This window comes from Micromonospora sicca (genome assembly GCF_003172935.1).
Lineage (GTDB): Bacteria > Actinomycetota > Actinomycetes > Mycobacteriales > Micromonosporaceae > Micromonospora > Micromonospora sicca.
Genome location: NZ_QGKS01000168.1, coordinates 1 through 15529 on the forward strand (window position 1 = coordinate 1; position 15529 = coordinate 15529).

A 15529-nucleotide genomic window follows, 5' to 3' on the forward strand; every position below is an offset into this window, starting at 1 on the left:
CCACCGAACCATCCACCCCGGGACGTGCCCTGATCACCGGCGCCAGCGCCGGCATCGGGGCCGCCTTCGCGCACCGGCTCGCCGCCGACGGCTGGGACCTGGTCCTGGTGGCCCGGGACGCCGGGCGGCTGGACGCCACGGCCGCCGAGCTGACCGGCCGGTACGGGCGGGACGTCGAGACGATCTCCGCCGATCTGTCCACCGACGACGGCTGCGCGGCGGTGGAACGCCGGCTCACCGCCGACCCGCCGATCGAGCTGCTGGTCAACAACGCCGGGATCAGTCTCAACACGCCCTTCGTCCGGTCGACCGTCGAGGACGAGGCCCGGCTGCTGCGGCTCAACGTGCTGGCGGTGCTGCGGCTGACCCACGCCGTCCTCGCTCCGATGATCGAACGGGGGCGAGGGACAGTGATAAATGTCTCTTCGGTTGCGGGTTTCGGGATGGTCATGCCGGGTTCGACGTACTCGGCCAGCAAGGCGTGGGTGACGAATTTCAGTGAATCGATCGGTCGGTCGGTGGCCCCGCTCGGCGTACGGGTGATGGCGCTCTGCCCCGGCTACACCCGCACCGGCTATCACGAGCGGGCCGGCATCGACATGTCCGGGACCCCGCGCTGGTTGTGGCTCAAGCCGGACGACGTGGTCGCCGAAGGGCTGCGTGACCTGGGGAAAGGAAAGCCGGTCAGCGTTCCGACGTGGAAGTACAAGCTGGCGGTGGCGGGCCTGCGGCACGCGCCGCGGCGGTTGCTGCGTGGAGTCTCCCGGGACACCCGGGGCCGGGTGGACCCGAACCGCGGCTGACCGCCGGCCGGCCGGCCGACGCCACCGCTGGCGGGACCTGGCGGCGCCGGCCCGGATGGACGGTCGCGCAGAGTAGCCGGACATCGCCACCCTTCGGTCGCCCGCTGGGTTGACCTGGGTGGACCCCGCACACGGCTCCCAGACTTGCGCAGTACCCTCTATCGCCATGGGGCACCACGACGACCTGCGTAAATTCATTACCGACCTGGCTGTGGTCCATGGACGGGTGGTGCTCTCCTCGGGTCGCGAGGCGGACTGGTACGTCGATCTGCGTCGCGTCACGCTCCATCACCGCGCGGCGCCGTTGGTCGGCCGGGTGCTGTGCGACCTGACCGCCGACTGGGAGTACGACGCGGTCGGCGGGCTGACCCTGGGGGCCGATCCGGTGGCCCTCTCGATGCTGCACGCGGCCGCCGCGACCGACCGCCCGCTGGACGCGTTCGTGGTCCGCAAGGCGGGCAAGGCGCATGGTCTGCAACGCCGGATCGAGGGGCCGGAGGTCGCGGGTCGTCGGGTCCTGGCGGTGGAGGACACCTCGACGACGGGTGGCAGTGTGTTGACCGCCGTCGAGGCGTTGCGCGAGGCGGGGGCCGAAGTGGTGGGCGTGGCGGTTATTGTTGATCGAGGTGCCGGAGACGCGGTGCGAGCCGCCGGACTGCCTTATCGGGCGGCCTATACGTTGGCTGACCTCGGCCTTGTGGCGTAAAAGTTTGCCGATTCGGATCTGCTGATATGCAGGCGGATCGATGCTGCTGGTGGAAGGATGGAATACGTGGGAACTGCGTTGGCTGAAATGACCATGCCTCAGATCTCGCCGCTTGCCGGCGAGCCGATCGAACGTGCCGATGCCGAGCGTCTCGCGGGGGTCCTCAAGGCCCTCGCCGATCCCGCTCGGCTGCGGCTGCTCAGCCTGATCCAGTCGGCCCCCGAGGGCGAGGCGTGCGTCTGTGACCTGACCGCGCCGCTCGGCCTCTCGCAGCCGACGGTCAGTCACCACCTGCGTATCCTCACCGAGGCCGGCTTGCTGGAGCGGGAGAAGCGCGGTGTCTGGGCGTACTACCGGCTGGTGCCGAGCGCGATCGCGACGATCGCGGATCTGCTGACCCCGCCGCGCAAGCGGGCCACCAAGAAGGCCCGCTGAAACCGGACGTGTCCGACGGCCGGATGGTCGCCCCTGCCCGGGGCGACGTCGGGTGGCGTGCCAGGGGTGGCGCCACCACCGGACGGTGACGGCTGCCCGTCATCCGTACCACCCGCAGGTCGAACAGGTCGTTGCCGATGGCCGGCCCCCGCGAGGGGACCGGCCATCGGCGTACCCGGGGTCAGCGACCCTGCTGGCCGTGGCGGCGGTCGTCCTCGCCGTCGACGGCGTCCCGCACCGCGTCGACCACGCCCGCCGCGCTGGCCGCGGCGACCATTGCGGCCGCCTCGCCGCGCTTGCGGGCCCGCCGGTCGCGGAGGAACTCGAAGAAGATCGGCAGCACCGAGACCACGATGATCAGGGCGACCACCGGCAGGATGTACCGGTCGATCTTGTCGCCGATCGCGTTGTAGATCTGGTCGGCGAGCAGGTAGCCGATCAGCAGGATGCCGTCCACCCAGAGGACCGCGCCGACGATGTTCCAGATCAGGAACTGCCGGGCCGGCATGCCGAGCACTCCGGCCACCGGGTTCAGGAACGTACGGACGATCGGGATGAAGCGGGCCAGCACCACGGCCTTCGCCGGGCCGAACTTCTGGAAGTAGTACTCCGCCTTCTCCACGTACTCCCGCTTGAAGAGGCGGGAGTTGGGGCGGTCGAACATCCGGCGGCCGTACCGGTGGCCGAGCCAGTGCCCCACCTGCGCGCCGACGATCGCGCAGAGCGGCCCACCGATCAGCAGGCCGGCCAGCGAGAGCCGGGTTCCGCTGCCGAAGATCGCGTCGGCCACCGGCGAGGCGGCCACGCCGGCCAGGAACAGCAGCGAGTCGCCCGGGAAGAAGAAGCCGACCAGCAGGCCGGTCTCGGCGAAGAGGATGGCCCAGACGCCGATCAACCCGAAGGTGTGGATCAGGTCCTTCGGGTCGAGCGGGTTCAGGGCGATGCTCTCGGAAAGCACCCGGGTCTTCTCTGCTGTGTCCACGGCCACACAGGTTACCGAAGCCCGGTCCGGCGTCGCGCCGGACCGGGTCGGGCGGGCTGTCAGAGGCGCGGGTCGACCGGCTCGGACTCGCAGGCGAGGATGGCGAAGACCAGTTCGTGGCGACGCCACAGCGGGGTGTCCTCGGCGAGCGCGTCCAGGGCGGCCAGGCCCAGGGCGTGCTCGCGCAGGGCCAGGCCGCGCTTGCGGCCCAGCGACCGCTTACGCAGCGCGGCGAGCTGACCCGGCTCGGTGTACCCGGGGCCGTAGATGATCCGCAGGTACTCCCGGCCCCGGCACTTGATGCCGGGCTGGAGCAGCGAACCCCGCGCCGACCGGGCGGCCGGGCCGGCGTACGGCTTGACCACCATGCCCTCCCCGCCGGCCGCCGTCAGCGCCAGCCACCACTCGGTGGCCGCCGCCACCGCCGCGGCGTCGGTCAGGTCGACCACCCGACGGCGGGTCGGGGTGAAGAACTCCGGGTCGGCCGCGCAGAGCCGGTCCGCCAGGTCGAGGTGCCAGCCGTGGTCCCGGTCGGCGTAGCTCACCCCGGCCCCGGCCAGCACGGCGAACGGCGCGAGGGTCACCCCGCGCAGCCCGTCGGTCGGCCCGACGTACGCCCGGTACGCCGCCGAGTACGCCTCGACCTCCGCCGCCCGGTCGGCCATCCGCCCGCGCAGCTCGTCGACCGGCAGTCCCCGTCCGGCCGCCGCGTCCAGCGTGGCGAGCACCGCCGGCAGGGCGGCCCGGCCGGCGGCGCCGACGCCCGCGTACTGCTCCCGGATCAGCCCATCCGCCTTCGCCGACCAGGGCAGCAGCTCGCAGTCGAGCAGCAGCCAGTCGGTGTCCAGCTCGGCCCAGAGCCCGGCGGCGGTGACCGCGGCGCGGACCCGGCCCAGCAGCTCGTCGTCGAGCGGCGGCCCGAAGAACGGCCGGCCGGTCCGGGTGTGCACCACCCCGCCGCCGAACCGGCCCGGCTCCCGCTCGACCAGCAGCACCGCCCGCGAGCCCATGTGCTTCTCCTCGCAGACCACCCGCTCCACGCCCGCCGACCGGTAGTCGTCGAACGCCTGGGCCGGGTGCTCGAGGAACCCGTCGACAGTGGAGGTCGAGCAGGGCGCCATGGTCGGCGGCAGCCAGACCAGCCGCCCCGGGTCCACCGCGAACCGGCTCATCACCTCCAGCGCGGCGGCGGCGTTCTCCGCCGGCACGGTCAGCGTCCCGTACGCGTGCTCCAGGTGCCGGCGGCCGGTGACGTCGGCCAGGTCGAGCACGGTGTCCGGTCGGATCGGCGTGGGCGCGACCAGCGGGCGGGCCGGGGCGTACCACTCCTTGACCGCGGCGACCGAGACCAGCTCCTTCTCGGGGTAGCGGAGCGCGGTGAGCTTCCCGCCGAAGACGCAGCCGGTGTCGATGCAGATGGTGTTGTTCACCCACTCCGGCTCCGGCGTCGGCGTGTGGCCGTACACGACCATGGCCGAGCCCCGGTAGTCGCGCGCCCACGGGTAGCGGACCGGCAGGCCGTACTCGTCGGTCTCGCCGGTGGTCTCCCCGAAGAGCGCGAACGCCCGGACCCGGCCGGAGGCGCGGCCCTGGTAGGCCTCCTTCAGCCCGGCGTGCGCGACCACCAGCCGGCCGCCGTCCAGCACGAAGTGGCTGACCAGACCGTCCACGAACGCCGCGACCTCCGCGACGAAGCCGTCCGGCTCCGCCGCCAGCTGGGCCATCGTCTCGGCCAGGCCGTGGGTGAGCCGCACGTCCCGGCCGCGCAGCTTGCGCAGCAGCTTCTGCTCGTGGTTGCCGGGCACGCAGATCGCGTGCCCGGCCGCGACCATGCCCATCACGAGGCGGAGCACGCCGGGGGAGTCCGGGCCGCGGTCCACCAGGTCACCCACGAAGACCGCGGTACGACCAGCCGGGTGCACCGCGTCCACCGGGCGGCCCGTGTCGTCGCGGCGCAGCGTCCAGTCGAGCCGGAGCAGCAGCGCCTCCAGCTCCTCCCGGCAGCCGTGCACGTCACCGACGATGTCGAACGGCCCGGTCAGCCCCCGCCGGTCGTTGAACAGCTTCTCGTACCGGATCTCCGCGGCGTCGATCTCCTCGATGCCGCGCAGCACGTGCACCTTGCGGAAGCCCTCCCGGGCCAGCTGCCCGTGCGACCGGCGCAGGTCCCGCTGCATCCGGGCCAGCACCGGCCGGCCGAAGGTGCGGTCGGCCCGTCCCCGCGTACGCTCCCAGGCCAGCGCCTCGGGCACGTCCAGCACGATCGCCACCGGCAGCACGTCGTGCTCGCGGGCCACCCGGATCAGCGCGGCGCGGGCGTGCGGCTGGAGGTTCGTCGCGTCCACCACGGTGAGCCGGCCGCGACGCAGCCGGGTCCCGGCGACGTGGTGCAGCGCCTCGAACGCGTCCGCCGAGGCGGACTGGTCGTTCTCGTCGTCGGCCACCATCGCCCGGAACATGTCTGAGGAGAGCACCTGGCTGGGCAGGAAGTGCCGGCGGGCGAAGGTGGACTTGCCCGAACCGGAGACGCCGACCAGCGCCACCAGGGCGAGCTCGGGGATGTCGAGAGTGGTCATCGGCTCTCCTCCTGTCGGGTCAGCACGGCCAGCTGGGTCGGTGCGCCCACCTCGGGGTCTTCGTCGCCTACCCCGCTGGTCGTGGCGGTGTAGCCGTACGTCGCGGCCACCCGCTCGACCCAGGAGGTGAACTCGGACCGGGTCCACTCGAAGCGGTGGTCGGCGTGCCGGAACCGGCCCGCGCCGAGCCCCTCGTAGCGGACGTTGTACTCGGCGTTCGGGGTGGTCATCACCACCGTGCCCGGCCGGGCGTGGCTGAACACCGCGTCCTCCAGCGCCGGCAGCCGGGGCGGGTCGACGTGCTCGATCACCTCCATCAGCACCGCCGCGTCGTACCCGCGCAGCCGGTCGTCCCGGTAGGTCAGCGCCGACTGCCACAGCCGGATCCGGTCGCGCTGCCGCTCCGGCAGCCGGTCCAGCCGGAGCCGGCGGGCGGCCAGGGTCAGCGCGTGGCTGGACACGTCGGTGCCGACCACCTCGGTGAACCGCCGGTCGGCGGCCAGCGCGGTGAGCAGCGCGCCACCGCCGCAACCCAGGTCCAGCACCCGGGTCGCCCCGCCGGCCCGCAGCGCGGCCAGCACCGCCTCGCGGCGCCGTACGGCCAGCGAGGCCCGCTGCGGGCTCTCGGCCGTCGGCTCGTCGGCGACGCTGTCCTCGGCCGGGGTCTCGTCGGCGAGGCGCAGCTCGGCCAGCCGGGCCAGGGCCTGGCCGGCCAGCGCCCGGCGGTGCGCCAGGTAGCGGCGGGTGATCAGGGCCCGCTCCGGGTGGTCGGCCAGCCAGCCGGCGCCGGCCCGGAGCAGCTTGTCGACCTCGTCCGGCGCCACCCAGTAGTGCTTGGCGTCGTCCAGCACGGGCAGCAGGACGTACAGGTGGTTGAGCGCGTCGGCCACCCGGAACGTGCCGGCGAGGGTCAGCGCGACGTACCGGCTGTCCCCCCACTCGGGGTGGGTGCCGTCGAGCGGGATCGGGTCGGCCGTCACCGTCCAGCCCAGCGGGGCGAAGACCCGCACGGCCAGCTCCGCGCCGCCCCGGCAGCGCAGCACCGGCACCCGGACCTCCAGCGGGATCGCGGTGGCGGCCAGCTCCGGCCGGTCCCGGGACTCGCCGCGCAGCGCCGACCGGAACACCTTGGCCAGCGCCGACGAGAGCAGGCTGGACGCGGCGTACGGGCGGTCGTTGACGTACTGGCCGAGGGTGAAGGTCTCCGGGGTGGCCGCCTTCGCCTTCCCGCGGCCGCGACCGCCGGCCAGCCGGAGCGGGTCGACCTCGACCAGCAGCGCGGCGGTGCAGCGCTGCTCGTCCGCCTCCGGGTAGAGCACGTGCGCGGTGCCGGTCGGCAGGTCGAAGCTCTGCAGCCGGTCCGGGTGCTTGACCAGCAGGTGACCGAGGTCGGTCGCCGGGCGGTGGGTGGTCGTCAGGGTGAGCAGCACGCGTCGATGGTGTCAGGGCGATCGATCTTGCGTCGTCCCGTTTTCGGTCGCGGCGGATACGGCGGTGCCCCGCCGACCGTGGTGGTCGGCGGGGCACCGGGTGTCGCTGGGTGGTGCGGGATCCGTCAGGCGACGAAGCGGGTCTTGCGGCGGCGGGCCACCACGTAGCCGCCCGCGCCGGCCGCCAGCAGCAGCGCGCCCAGGCCGGCGATCAGCGCGGTCGAGCTACCGGTGATCGGCAGGGTGCCGCCGCCGCCGCCGCCGCCGCCGCCGCCGTTGCCGCCGTTGCCGCCGTTGCCGCCGTTGCCGGCACCCTTGATGACCAGGGCAGCCATGTCGTTCTTCGGGTTCAGGTCAGCTACCTGGTCCCCCTGCTCCAGGTCGAAGTGGAACAGCTTGACCTCGCCCGGCGTGCCGGCCACCTTGTCGATCCGCAGGCCGAACTCGAAGACAGCCGCGTCGCCCTTGTGCAGGGTGTCGTACCACTCGCAGAAGTAGACGCGGCCGCCCGGCTCGCCGTACCCGCCGGTGGGCTCCTCGGCGGTGCCCGGCGAGCACTCCCGAGGCGCCTTCACCACCACGGCGCCGGCGGGAACAGTGACGCGGGTGCCGGTGACGATCTCACCCGGCGTGTACGAGTTGGTCATGGCCGGGCCGTTGTTCACGAAACCGATCTTCGCGGTGACCGTCTTGCCGACGGCGCCCGGCAGTTCCGCGCCAGTGGCGGCGAGGTCGGCACGCTGGTTCCCGGTGACGGAGGCCTGGATGAAGGTGTAGTTGTTCTTCGGGTCCTTGTCCGTCTGTCGCAGCACGCTGGCCTGCTTAGCCGGTGCCGGCACGAGCTTCAGTGCGTCGCCGGTGCCCTGCTGCCAGCCGTCCTCGGGCAGGAGTCCCTTGGCGAACTCCTCGAAGTCATCCTTGGTAAACCAGATCGCCTGACCGTACTGCCGGCTCGGGGCCCACGCGTCGGCGGCGATCTTCAGGCCTGCGGAGCCGTCCAGCTGGAGGGCGTCACCGGCGGCGATCTCGTCGTCGAAGCGGCAGACGGTCAACTGGGAGCCGAACTCCTCCGTCGAGGAGCAGTTGCCGTAGCGCTGCGCCGGGGAGAGTGAGGCCATGGTGGCCAGGAACAGCACGGCCCCATGGGTCGTCGTGTCGCCGATGTTGGCGACCCCGACGGGGGTCTTGACCGTCGCGCCGGGCGCGCCGGACACGTTGAGCTGCTCCTGCGCCTGCAGGTCGACGCCCTCGCCCACCTCGATGGTGGACCGGGTGCTGACGGTCTCCCTGCCCTTGCTGGCCAGGCTCAGCACCAGGTCGCCCTTGGCGCCCGCCTCGGCCTTGTCGGTGGCCTTGACCGTCAGGTCGAGCACGTAGTCGATGAGGTCCGCGCCCTTGAGGTCGCAGGTGATGACCGCGTCGGTCTCCGTGCAGCCCTTCAGCTTGTCGGACAGGGTGACCGTGGCGAAGCCGGTGACCGCGTGCCGGTCGACGGTGACGGTCACGTCGTCCGGAAGGGCGTCGGTGAAGGCCAGCAGGGCGACCGACCTGGCCTCGCCGCCGGGGGCGATCAGCGCGTCGTTCGCGTAGAGCAGTAGATCGTCGACAGCCGGCTCGGCGAGGGCGGGGGTGGCGGAGGCGGCGACGAACGCGCCTGCGATGCCGAGCCCGGCCAGCCAGCGCCGAGTGGAGTGCGTGAACATTGCTGGGTTCCTCCCGTGGGGGTGCAGGTGGAGCCCGTGGATCTTAAAGAACCCTTAAGTCGCGGCGCTGCCCCTGGTCAGGGATCGCGGCGGGAATGAGCCGAAAGGATGATCGGCGCTGCCGCAACGTTCCACGGGCCCGCACCCGTCAACAGGGCGGGACACCGGGAGGTGCAGTGACGTACGAGGAGTTCGCCGACTCACGGCTGGGCGCCCTGCTGCGGTACGCGGTCATGCTGACCGGAGATCCGCACCAGGCCCAGGACCTGGTGCAGGACACCATGGTCCGGGTCCAGCTGAACTGGCGGCGGGTGGCGCGGACCGACTCCCCGGAGCGGTACGTCCGCCGGATGCTCACCAACCAGTACGTCGACTGGCGGCGTGGGTCGTGGGCGCGCCGGGTGCTGCTGCGCGGCGAGCCGGACGTGGGGGTGCCCGCGCCGACCGACCACGCGCAGTCCGCGGTGGACCGGGACCAGCTCTGGTCCTGGCTGTCCCGGCTGCCCCGCCGGCAGCGGGCCACGCTGGTGCTGCGCTACTACGAGGACCTGCCGGACGCCGAGATCGCCGAGATCCTCGGCTGCGCCGTCGGCACCGTCCGCTCCAGCATCTCCCGGGCGCTGGCCACCCTCCGAGCCGAGTACGTGGAGGCCTGCTGATGATCGAGGACGACCTGCGGGCCGCCTTCGCGCGACACGAGACCCTGACCCCGTCCACCGGCCCGGTCCGCGCCGCCATCGAGCGGACCGTGGTCCGCCGGCGGCGCCACCGGTTCCGGCTCCGGCTCCGGCTCGGCGGTACGGCGTTGGCGCTGGTCGTGGCCGCCCTGGTCGGCGTACCGGCGTTCACCCCGGACCGGACGGTGACGGTGCCGCTGCTGACCGGGTCCGCCCCGCCGACGCCCACCGGGGCGCTGAACGTGCTGCTGGTCGGGGCGGACGGGCCGGCGGACCGGCCCTACCGGTTCGCCGACTCGGTGCTGCTCGTGCACGTCCCGGCGGACCGTAGCCGGCTCTACCTGGTCTCGCTGCCGCGCGACCTGGAGGTGTCGATCCCCGGCCACGGCAGGGACAAGCTCAACGCGGCCCTGTCCTTCGGTGCCGGCCAGCCGCGTCCGGACCTGGCCCGCGGCTACGCGCTGACCCGGCGGGTGGTCTCCGACACCATCGGCGTACGGATCGACGCGGGCGCCGTGCTGACGTACCCGGTGGTGCGCAAGCTGGCCGACGCGGTCGGCGGCGTGCCGGTCTGCCTGCCGGCGGAGATCCGCTCCGCGCACACCCGCCGGGTGTTCCCCGCCGGCTGCCAGCAGCTCGACGGCGCCGCCTCGGTGGACCTGCTCCGCCAGCGTCAGGGGATGCCCGACGGTTCCCTGGACCGCGACCGCAACGCGCAGCGGTACGCGGCCGGGCTGCTCCGGCGGGTCGACGAGCGGGGTGTGCTGACGGACCCGGTGCTCCTCTCCAAGCTGCTCACGCAGGTCGGCACCGGCCTGGTGACCGAGACGGGTGAGACCTCCCTGCCGGCGCTGCTCTCGGTGGCCACGAAGGGCACCGGTGCCGCGCCGGTCGCGATGGTCCTGCCGGTCGAGTACGTCGAGAAGCCGAACTACCGGTTCCGGCTCGACCCCGCGCTGGGCCCGGGGTTCCTCACCGCGCTGCGGGAGGACCGGCTCGGCGAGTGGACGGCCGCCCACCCGGACCGGGTGACCGGCCTGGGGTGAGGGTCAGCGGTAGTCGTCCTCGTCGCCGGCGACCACCCGGGCCTGCTCCATCGCGTCCCAGTCGGCGACCTCCAGGCCGCGGTGCGGCTCGGTCTCGACGTCGCCCGGATCGGTGGAGATCGCCTGCTCGACGGCGTCGGCCGGTTCCGCCTCCAGATCCCGTTCCTCCGGAGCGAGGTGGTCGCTCGGGGCGAAGTCCTCGTCGGGCTGACCCATCGTCCCTCCCTGGATCTCGGTGCGGACAGCTACCCACACACCGTACGGGCTGTGCGCGGAGCCTGCTCGGAGCCGAGCGGAACCGGAGTCGGCGGATTGTCCCTCCGTGACCGGACCCCGGTGCCAGGATGGGGGCGTGGGCTTCCTGATCCGACTGGCGATCACCGCGATCGCGCTGTGGGTCACCACGCTCATCGTGCCCGGGGTCGAGGTGACCGGCCGCAGCGGCGCCGACACGGCGCTCACCCTGATCGTGGTGGCGCTCATCTTCGGCGTGGTCAACGCGGTGCTGAAGCCGGTCATCAAGGTGTTCGGCTGCGTGTTCTACCTGCTCACCCTCGGCCTGTTCGCGCTCGTGGTCAACGCCCTGCTGTTCCTGCTCACCGACTGGATCGCCCGGGGACTGGACCTGCCGTTCCACGTGGACGGCTTCTGGGCGGCCTTCTGGGGCGCCATCGTGATGGCGGTGGTGAGCTGGCTGATCAGCGTCGTGGTCCCGGACCGGCTGGAGAACCGGTGAGCACGCCGGCGGGCACGTCCCGGGTCGGTTGTGCCCGTCGCCACCTTCTACGGGATACTGCCCGCGGTGGACAGCGCGGTCCGGCGCACCCATGGAAGACAGCGGCCTGCACGGCCGAGAGCGGTAAGTAAGGAGCGTTAGACATGCCCATCGCTTCCCCCGAAACGTACGCGGAGATGCTGGACCGCGCCAAGGCCGGCCGGTACGCGTACCCCGCGATCAACGTGACCTCCTCGCAGACGCTGAACGCGGCGCTGAAGGGCTTCGCCGACGCGGAGAGCGACGGCATCATCCAGGTGTCCACCGGTGGCGCGGAGTACCTCTCCGGCCCGTCCGTGAAGGACATGGTCACCGGCGCGGTGGCGTTCGCCGCGTACGCCCGCGAGGTGGCCAGGAACTACCCGGTGAACATCGCGCTGCACACCGACCACTGTCCGAAGGACAAGCTGGACAAGTTCGTCCGGCCGCTGATGAAGATCTCCCAGGAGCGGGTGAAGCACGGCGAGGAGCCGCTGTTCCAGTCGCACATGTGGGACGGCTCCGCCGTGCCGGTGGCGGAGAACATGGAGATCGCGTCCCAGCTGCTCGACGAGGCCGCCAAGGCCGCGGTCGTCCTCGAGATCGAGGTCGGCGTGGTCGGCGGCGAGGAGGACGGCGTCGAGAACGCCATCAACGAGAAGCTCTACACCACCGTCGAGGACGGCCTGGCCATGGTCGAGGCGCTCGGCCTCGGCGAGAAGGGCCGCTACATGGCGGCGCTGACCTTCGGCAACGTGCACGGTGTCTACAAGCCGGGCAACGTCAAGCTCCGCCCGGAGGTGCTCGACCACATCCAGATGGCGGTCGGCGCCAAGTACGGCAAGGAGAAGCCGCTCAGCCTGGTCTTCCACGGCGGTTCCGGCTCGCTGCTGTCGGAGATCCGCGAGGCGCTGGACTACGGCGTGGTGAAGATGAACATCGACACCGACACCCAGTACACCTTCACCCGGCCGGTCGCGGACCACATGTTCCGCAACTACGACGGCGTGCTCAAGGTGGACGGCGAGGTCGGCAACAAGAAGCTGTACGACCCGCGGGTCTGGGGCAAGGCCGCCGAGGCGGGCATGGCCGCCCGCGTCGTGGAGGCCTGCGAGCACCTGCGCTCCACCGGCACCAAGATGAAGTAACCAGCACGCAACCCGGAAGGGCCGGCTCCCGCACGGGGGGCCGGCCCTTCCGGGTCAGGCCGTCGCGGTCAGCACCCGGACCGCCTCGCGGACGTCGTCGGTCAGGTGCACCGTGGCCGACAGGTCACCGAAGTGCGAGGCGGCCAGCAGCGGCCGCAGCAACGACTCCACCGGCAGCTCCGTCGTCCAGTACGCGCGGTCGAGGAAGACGTACGCGCCGCTCGCCCCGTCGGTGCCGTAGTACGTCTTGGTGGCCGCCTGGAACACCTCCTGCACCGTCCCGGCCCGGCCGGGCGCGAAGACGATCCCGCCCCGGGCCAGCCGCAGGATTGTGTCCTCCCGGATCGCGTTGGAGAAGTACTTGGCGATCCGGCCGGCGAACAGGTTCGCCGGCTCGTGCCCGTACAGCCAGGTGGGGATGGCCAGCCCGCCCGAGCGGGCCCACTCGGTGCCGGCCGCCGCGGGGCGCTGCGCCGGCAGCGTCGGCCCGGGCGCGTACCGCTCGCGCACCGCCAGGGCGGCGGCCGTGTAGCGGTCGTGGTCGGTGAAGTCGGGGGCGGTGGCGAGCAGGTCGATCGCGGCGGTCAACTCCTCCGCCGGCCAGGCCGCGAGGAACGCGCCCAGGTTGGCCGCCTCCATCACGCCCGGACCGCCGCCGGTCACCACCAGCCGGTCGGCCCGCGCCAGCTCCCAGCCCAGCACCGCCGCCATCCGGTACGCGGCGCTGCCGCGCGGCACCGCGTGCCCGCCCATCACCCCCACCACGGACTGCGGCCCGTGCGCGGCCAACCACGCCCGGGTGGCGTCGGCCAGGGCGTTGTCCACCCCGTGGTCGTGCAGCCGCTGGCCGAGCGCCTCCCGGACGTCCGGCAGGGCCCCGCCGTGGGCGCGGAAGTGCTCGTACACCCGGGTGTCGTACATCCCGGCGAACCCCGCCTCCGCGAAGCCCGCGGCCAGGTCCTCCGCAGTGTAGAGGCGGGCCGGCTGGGTCGGGTAGGGCAGCTTCGAGAAAGGGGGAACCACGTTCGCCCCGCGCCGGACCAGGTCGGCGCCGATCTCGCGGTTGGCGAACCGACAGCCCACGAAGAGCGTGTCGGCCACGTCGGTCCGGGTCAGGTCGGGAACGGGATCTACGTCGAGGCGGAGCCCCTGCACGGTGAATCCGGCGAGGCTGCCGGTGGCCAGGTGCCGGTCGAACTCGCCGCGGGTCTCGATCTCGTGGGTGTCGTGCGGCTCGATGACGTCCGCGGGAGGTGGGGTCGGCACCAGGCCATCCTGCCCGCACCGGGCAACCCCGGCAAACTCTGGCAGGACGGACAGGAGCCCGGCGGGTCTGGCCGCCGGGCTCCTGCGTAACCGGGTCCTGGGGAGGCTCCGGACCCATAGTTGTAGTGGAAGTCACCGCCGCGTGGCATGGGCCGCGGGTACGTGCGCGGCGGGCCGCAGGCGTGACGAAACCCTCATCCGTTCAGCCGACCAGGTCGCCCGACCCCCTCGCGCGGCCCCGGGCGAAGCGGGTTGAATGGGGCGATGCAGAACCTGTTGCCTGAGCCACCGGCCACCCTCCTGCCCGCGCATGAGGAGGCCGACGCCGCCCTGGCTGACGCCGTCGAGAAGGACACCGACGAGGCGTACGCCGCGGTGGCGGCCCGCTTCCCGACCTACAGCGCCGCCTGGGCGGCGCTCGCCACCCGCGCGTTCGCCGCAGGCCAGGTCGTTCCCGCGTACGCGTACGCCCGCACCGGCTACCACCGGGGCCTGGACCAGCTGCGCCGCAGCGGTTGGAAGGGGCACGGGCCGGTGCCCTGGTCGCACAAGCCGAACCGGGGCTTCCTGCGCTGCCTCTACCTGCTCTCCCGGGCCGCCGGCGAGATCGGCGAGGCCGACGAGGCGGCCCGCTGCGCCCAGTTCCTCCGCGACTGCGACCCGGCCGCCGGGGACGCCCTCGCCAGCAACTGACCCGCGCCGACGGCCGGTCCAGACGTCGGACCGGCCGTCGTGCCTGTTCAGAGCCCTTCGGCGACCGCGGCGGCGATCTTCAGCCAGGCGTCCCGGGTGGCCGAGGAGAGCTGCCCGTACCGGATCGGCTCCCCGGTGTCGATCAGTCGCTCGTACGGCGCGAGCAGCACCGCCCGGGTCCGGGCGGCGAAGTGCTCCTGGATCGCCGGCAGGTCGATCTCCTTGCGGGACGGCGGCATCGACACCACCGTCACCGCCTGCCGGACCAGCCGCTGCCGGCCGCTCTGCTCCAGGTGGTCGAGCATCCGGGCGGCGGTCTCCGCCGAGTCGTTCCGGGCTGACATGGTGACCACCAACTGGTCGGTGGCGTCCATCGCGGCCTGCCAGTTCTGCGCCCGGACGTTGTTCCCGGTGTCCACGAAGATCAGCTTGTAGAAGCGGCTGACCACCTCGCGGATCTCGGCGAACGCGGCCGCGGTGAGCATCTCCCCGCCGGTGGCCGACTCGTCCGAGGCGAGCACGTCGAACATCCCCTCGCCCTGCGAGCGGACGTACTGCGACAGGTCCCCGACCCGGCCGTGCGCGCCCTGGAACTGGCCCAGGTCGCGCAGCATGTCCCGGACCGTACGGGAGTGGAAGTCCTGCTGGGCCCGCATGCCCAGGGTGCCCTGGGTCTCGTTGTTGTCCCAGGCCAGCACGTAGCCGCCGCGCTTCTGCCCGAACGTCATGGCGAGCAGCAGGATCGCCACCGTCTTTCCGGCGCCGCCCTTCGGGTTGACCACCGTCACCTGGCGCAGCCCGCCGAAGTTGCGGCGGACCATCTCGATGTCGCGCTTGAGTTCCTGCTCGTGCCGCCCGGGCGCGAGCCGGACCAGCCCCGTCCGGTTGACCACGGCCCGCACGCCCATGGTGGCCACCGGGTCCACCGGCCGGGCCTGCCGCCGCCGGGCGAAGTCCTCGGCGGTCGGGGTGGCGCCGGTCTCCGGCGTCCAGACCGGGTCCGGGTAGGCCCCGGGCGTCGGCTGCGGCGGGACCGGCTGCTGCGGCGGGCCGGGCGGGTGCGGTCCGGCGCCCGCCTGCTGCGGCCAGGCCGACGGGTACCAGCCGGGCGGGGCCGGTCCGGGCGCCTGCGGCGGCGGGTACGCGGACGCGCCGGGATAGCCGGGCTGGCCGTACGGCGGCGCCGGCGGGTACCCCTCGCCGTACGGCGGCACCGGTCCGGGTACCGGCGGCTGCTGGTCGGGGCGGTGCACCGGTACGCCCGGCGTGGGCGGGAACGGCCCGAGCCGGGGCGGGGCGGGCACCTCGTC

Annotated in this window: 14 protein-coding genes and 1 pseudogene; 8 read left to right on the forward strand and 7 right to left on the reverse strand. The window is 72.9% G+C overall.

Going from position 1 to position 15529, the window contains the following annotated elements; translation table 11 throughout:
- The 3 genes from DKT69_RS08745 to DKT69_RS08755 all read left to right on the forward strand — a co-directional run.
- A partial coding sequence (locus DKT69_RS08745) for an SDR family NAD(P)-dependent oxidoreductase (protein ID WP_236647411.1) occupies nt 1-803 on the forward strand: 803 nt, incomplete at its 5' end.
- Nucleotides 804-969: 166 nt separating this feature from the next.
- Nucleotides 970-1509: an orotate phosphoribosyltransferase gene (gene pyrE / locus DKT69_RS08750; RefSeq protein ID WP_109801087.1), complete on the forward strand. Its 540-nt coding sequence runs from the start codon at nt 970-972 to the stop codon at nt 1507-1509.
- 57 nt (nt 1510-1566) lie between these two features.
- On the forward strand, nt 1567-1944 hold the full coding sequence (locus DKT69_RS08755; protein ID WP_007454255.1) for an ArsR/SmtB family transcription factor: 378 nt from the start codon (nt 1567-1569) through the stop codon (nt 1942-1944).
- Between the two features lie 181 nt (nt 1945-2125).
- Here DKT69_RS08755 and DKT69_RS08760 read toward each other — a convergent pair whose 3' ends face one another.
- The 4 genes from DKT69_RS08760 to DKT69_RS08775 form a co-directional block, all read right to left on the reverse strand.
- Entirely contained in the window at nt 2126-2932 is an 807-nt protein-coding gene (locus tag DKT69_RS08760) for a DedA family protein (protein WP_201749547.1), read from the reverse strand.
- 53 nt (nt 2933-2985) lie between these two features.
- Nucleotides 2986-5502 carry a polynucleotide kinase-phosphatase gene (locus DKT69_RS08765; RefSeq protein WP_109801076.1) on the reverse strand — a complete coding sequence of 839 codons (2517 nt, stop codon included), beginning with the start codon at nt 5500-5502 and terminating at the stop codon, nt 2986-2988.
- On the reverse strand, nt 5499-6932 hold the full coding sequence (locus DKT69_RS08770) for a 3' terminal RNA ribose 2'-O-methyltransferase Hen1 (RefSeq protein ID WP_109801077.1): 1434 nt from the start codon (nt 6930-6932) through the stop codon (nt 5499-5501). Before DKT69_RS08770 ends, DKT69_RS08765 begins: the two co-directional genes overlap by 4 nt.
- Before the next feature lie 125 nt (nt 6933-7057).
- On the reverse strand, nt 7058-8635 hold the full coding sequence (locus DKT69_RS08775; protein WP_109801078.1) for an LPXTG cell wall anchor domain-containing protein: 1578 nt from the start codon (nt 8633-8635) through the stop codon (nt 7058-7060).
- 176 nt (nt 8636-8811) lie between these two features.
- On the opposite strand from DKT69_RS08775, the gene DKT69_RS08780 reads away from it, so the two are divergent.
- The gene (locus DKT69_RS08780) at nt 8812-9294 is read left to right on the forward strand and encodes a SigE family RNA polymerase sigma factor (protein ID WP_109801079.1); all 483 of its coding nucleotides are present in this window, start codon (nt 8812-8814) and stop codon (nt 9292-9294) included.
- Nucleotides 9294-10358 (forward strand): LCP family protein, encoded by a 1065-nt coding sequence (locus DKT69_RS08785; RefSeq protein ID WP_109801080.1) that lies wholly within the window; start codon nt 9294-9296, stop codon nt 10356-10358. The genes DKT69_RS08780 and DKT69_RS08785 overlap by 1 nt, the downstream gene beginning before the upstream one ends.
- A 3-nt stretch (nt 10359-10361) precedes the next feature.
- Here DKT69_RS08785 and DKT69_RS08790 read toward each other — a convergent pair whose 3' ends face one another.
- A complete protein-coding gene (locus DKT69_RS08790; RefSeq protein ID WP_109801081.1) occupies nt 10362-10574 on the reverse strand; it encodes a hypothetical protein in 213 nt (70 codons plus the stop codon).
- A 136-nt stretch (nt 10575-10710) separates the two neighbouring features.
- On the opposite strand from DKT69_RS08790, the gene DKT69_RS08795 reads away from it, so the two are divergent.
- Nucleotides 10711-11094 (forward strand): phage holin family protein, encoded by a 384-nt coding sequence (locus tag DKT69_RS08795; protein WP_109801082.1) that lies wholly within the window; start codon nt 10711-10713, stop codon nt 11092-11094.
- Nucleotides 11095-11237: 143 nt separating this feature from the next.
- On the forward strand, nt 11238-12260 hold the full coding sequence (gene fbaA, locus DKT69_RS08800; protein ID WP_109801083.1) for a class II fructose-bisphosphate aldolase: 1023 nt from the start codon (nt 11238-11240) through the stop codon (nt 12258-12260).
- A gap of 54 nt (nt 12261-12314) precedes the next feature.
- Here fbaA and DKT69_RS08805 read toward each other — a convergent pair whose 3' ends face one another.
- Nucleotides 12315-13526, reverse strand: a complete 1212-nt coding sequence (locus DKT69_RS08805) for an LOG family protein (protein ID WP_201749548.1) — start codon at nt 13524-13526, stop codon at nt 12315-12317.
- Nucleotides 13527-13790: 264 nt separating this feature from the next.
- Between DKT69_RS08805 and DKT69_RS08810 the strand changes: the two genes are divergently transcribed.
- On the forward strand, nt 13791-14219 hold the full coding sequence (locus tag DKT69_RS08810; RefSeq protein WP_109801085.1) for a DUF3151 domain-containing protein: 429 nt from the start codon (nt 13791-13793) through the stop codon (nt 14217-14219).
- Nucleotides 14220-14266: 47 nt separating this feature from the next.
- Here DKT69_RS08810 and DKT69_RS08815 read toward each other — a convergent pair.
- Nucleotides 14267-15529 (reverse strand): annotated as a pseudogene (locus DKT69_RS08815) (MinD/ParA family protein); the annotation flags it as partial.

Bases quoted from the DNA above. Each gene is read 5' to 3' on its own strand.
- pyrE (WP_109801087.1), top strand. From the start codon at position 970: ATGGGGCACCACGACGACCTGCGTAAATTCATTACCGACCTGGCTGTG.
- DKT69_RS08755 (WP_007454255.1), top strand. From the start codon at position 1,567: ATGGAATACGTGGGAACTGCGTTGGCTGAAATGACCATGCCTCAGATC.
- DKT69_RS08785 (WP_109801080.1), top strand. From the start codon at position 9,294: ATGATCGAGGACGACCTGCGGGCCGCCTTCGCGCGACACGAGACCCTG.
- DKT69_RS08765 (WP_109801076.1), bottom strand. From the start codon at position 5,502: ATGACCACTCTCGACATCCCCGAGCTCGCCCTGGTGGCGCTGGTCGGC.
- DKT69_RS08775 (WP_109801078.1), bottom strand. From the start codon at position 8,635: ATGTTCACGCACTCCACTCGGCGCTGGCTGGCCGGGCTCGGCATCGCA.
- DKT69_RS08790 (WP_109801081.1), bottom strand. From the start codon at position 10,574: ATGGGTCAGCCCGACGAGGACTTCGCCCCGAGCGACCACCTCGCTCCG.
- fbaA (WP_109801083.1), top strand. From the start codon at position 11,238: ATGCCCATCGCTTCCCCCGAAACGTACGCGGAGATGCTGGACCGCGCC.
- DKT69_RS08810 (WP_109801085.1), top strand. From the start codon at position 13,791: ATGCAGAACCTGTTGCCTGAGCCACCGGCCACCCTCCTGCCCGCGCAT.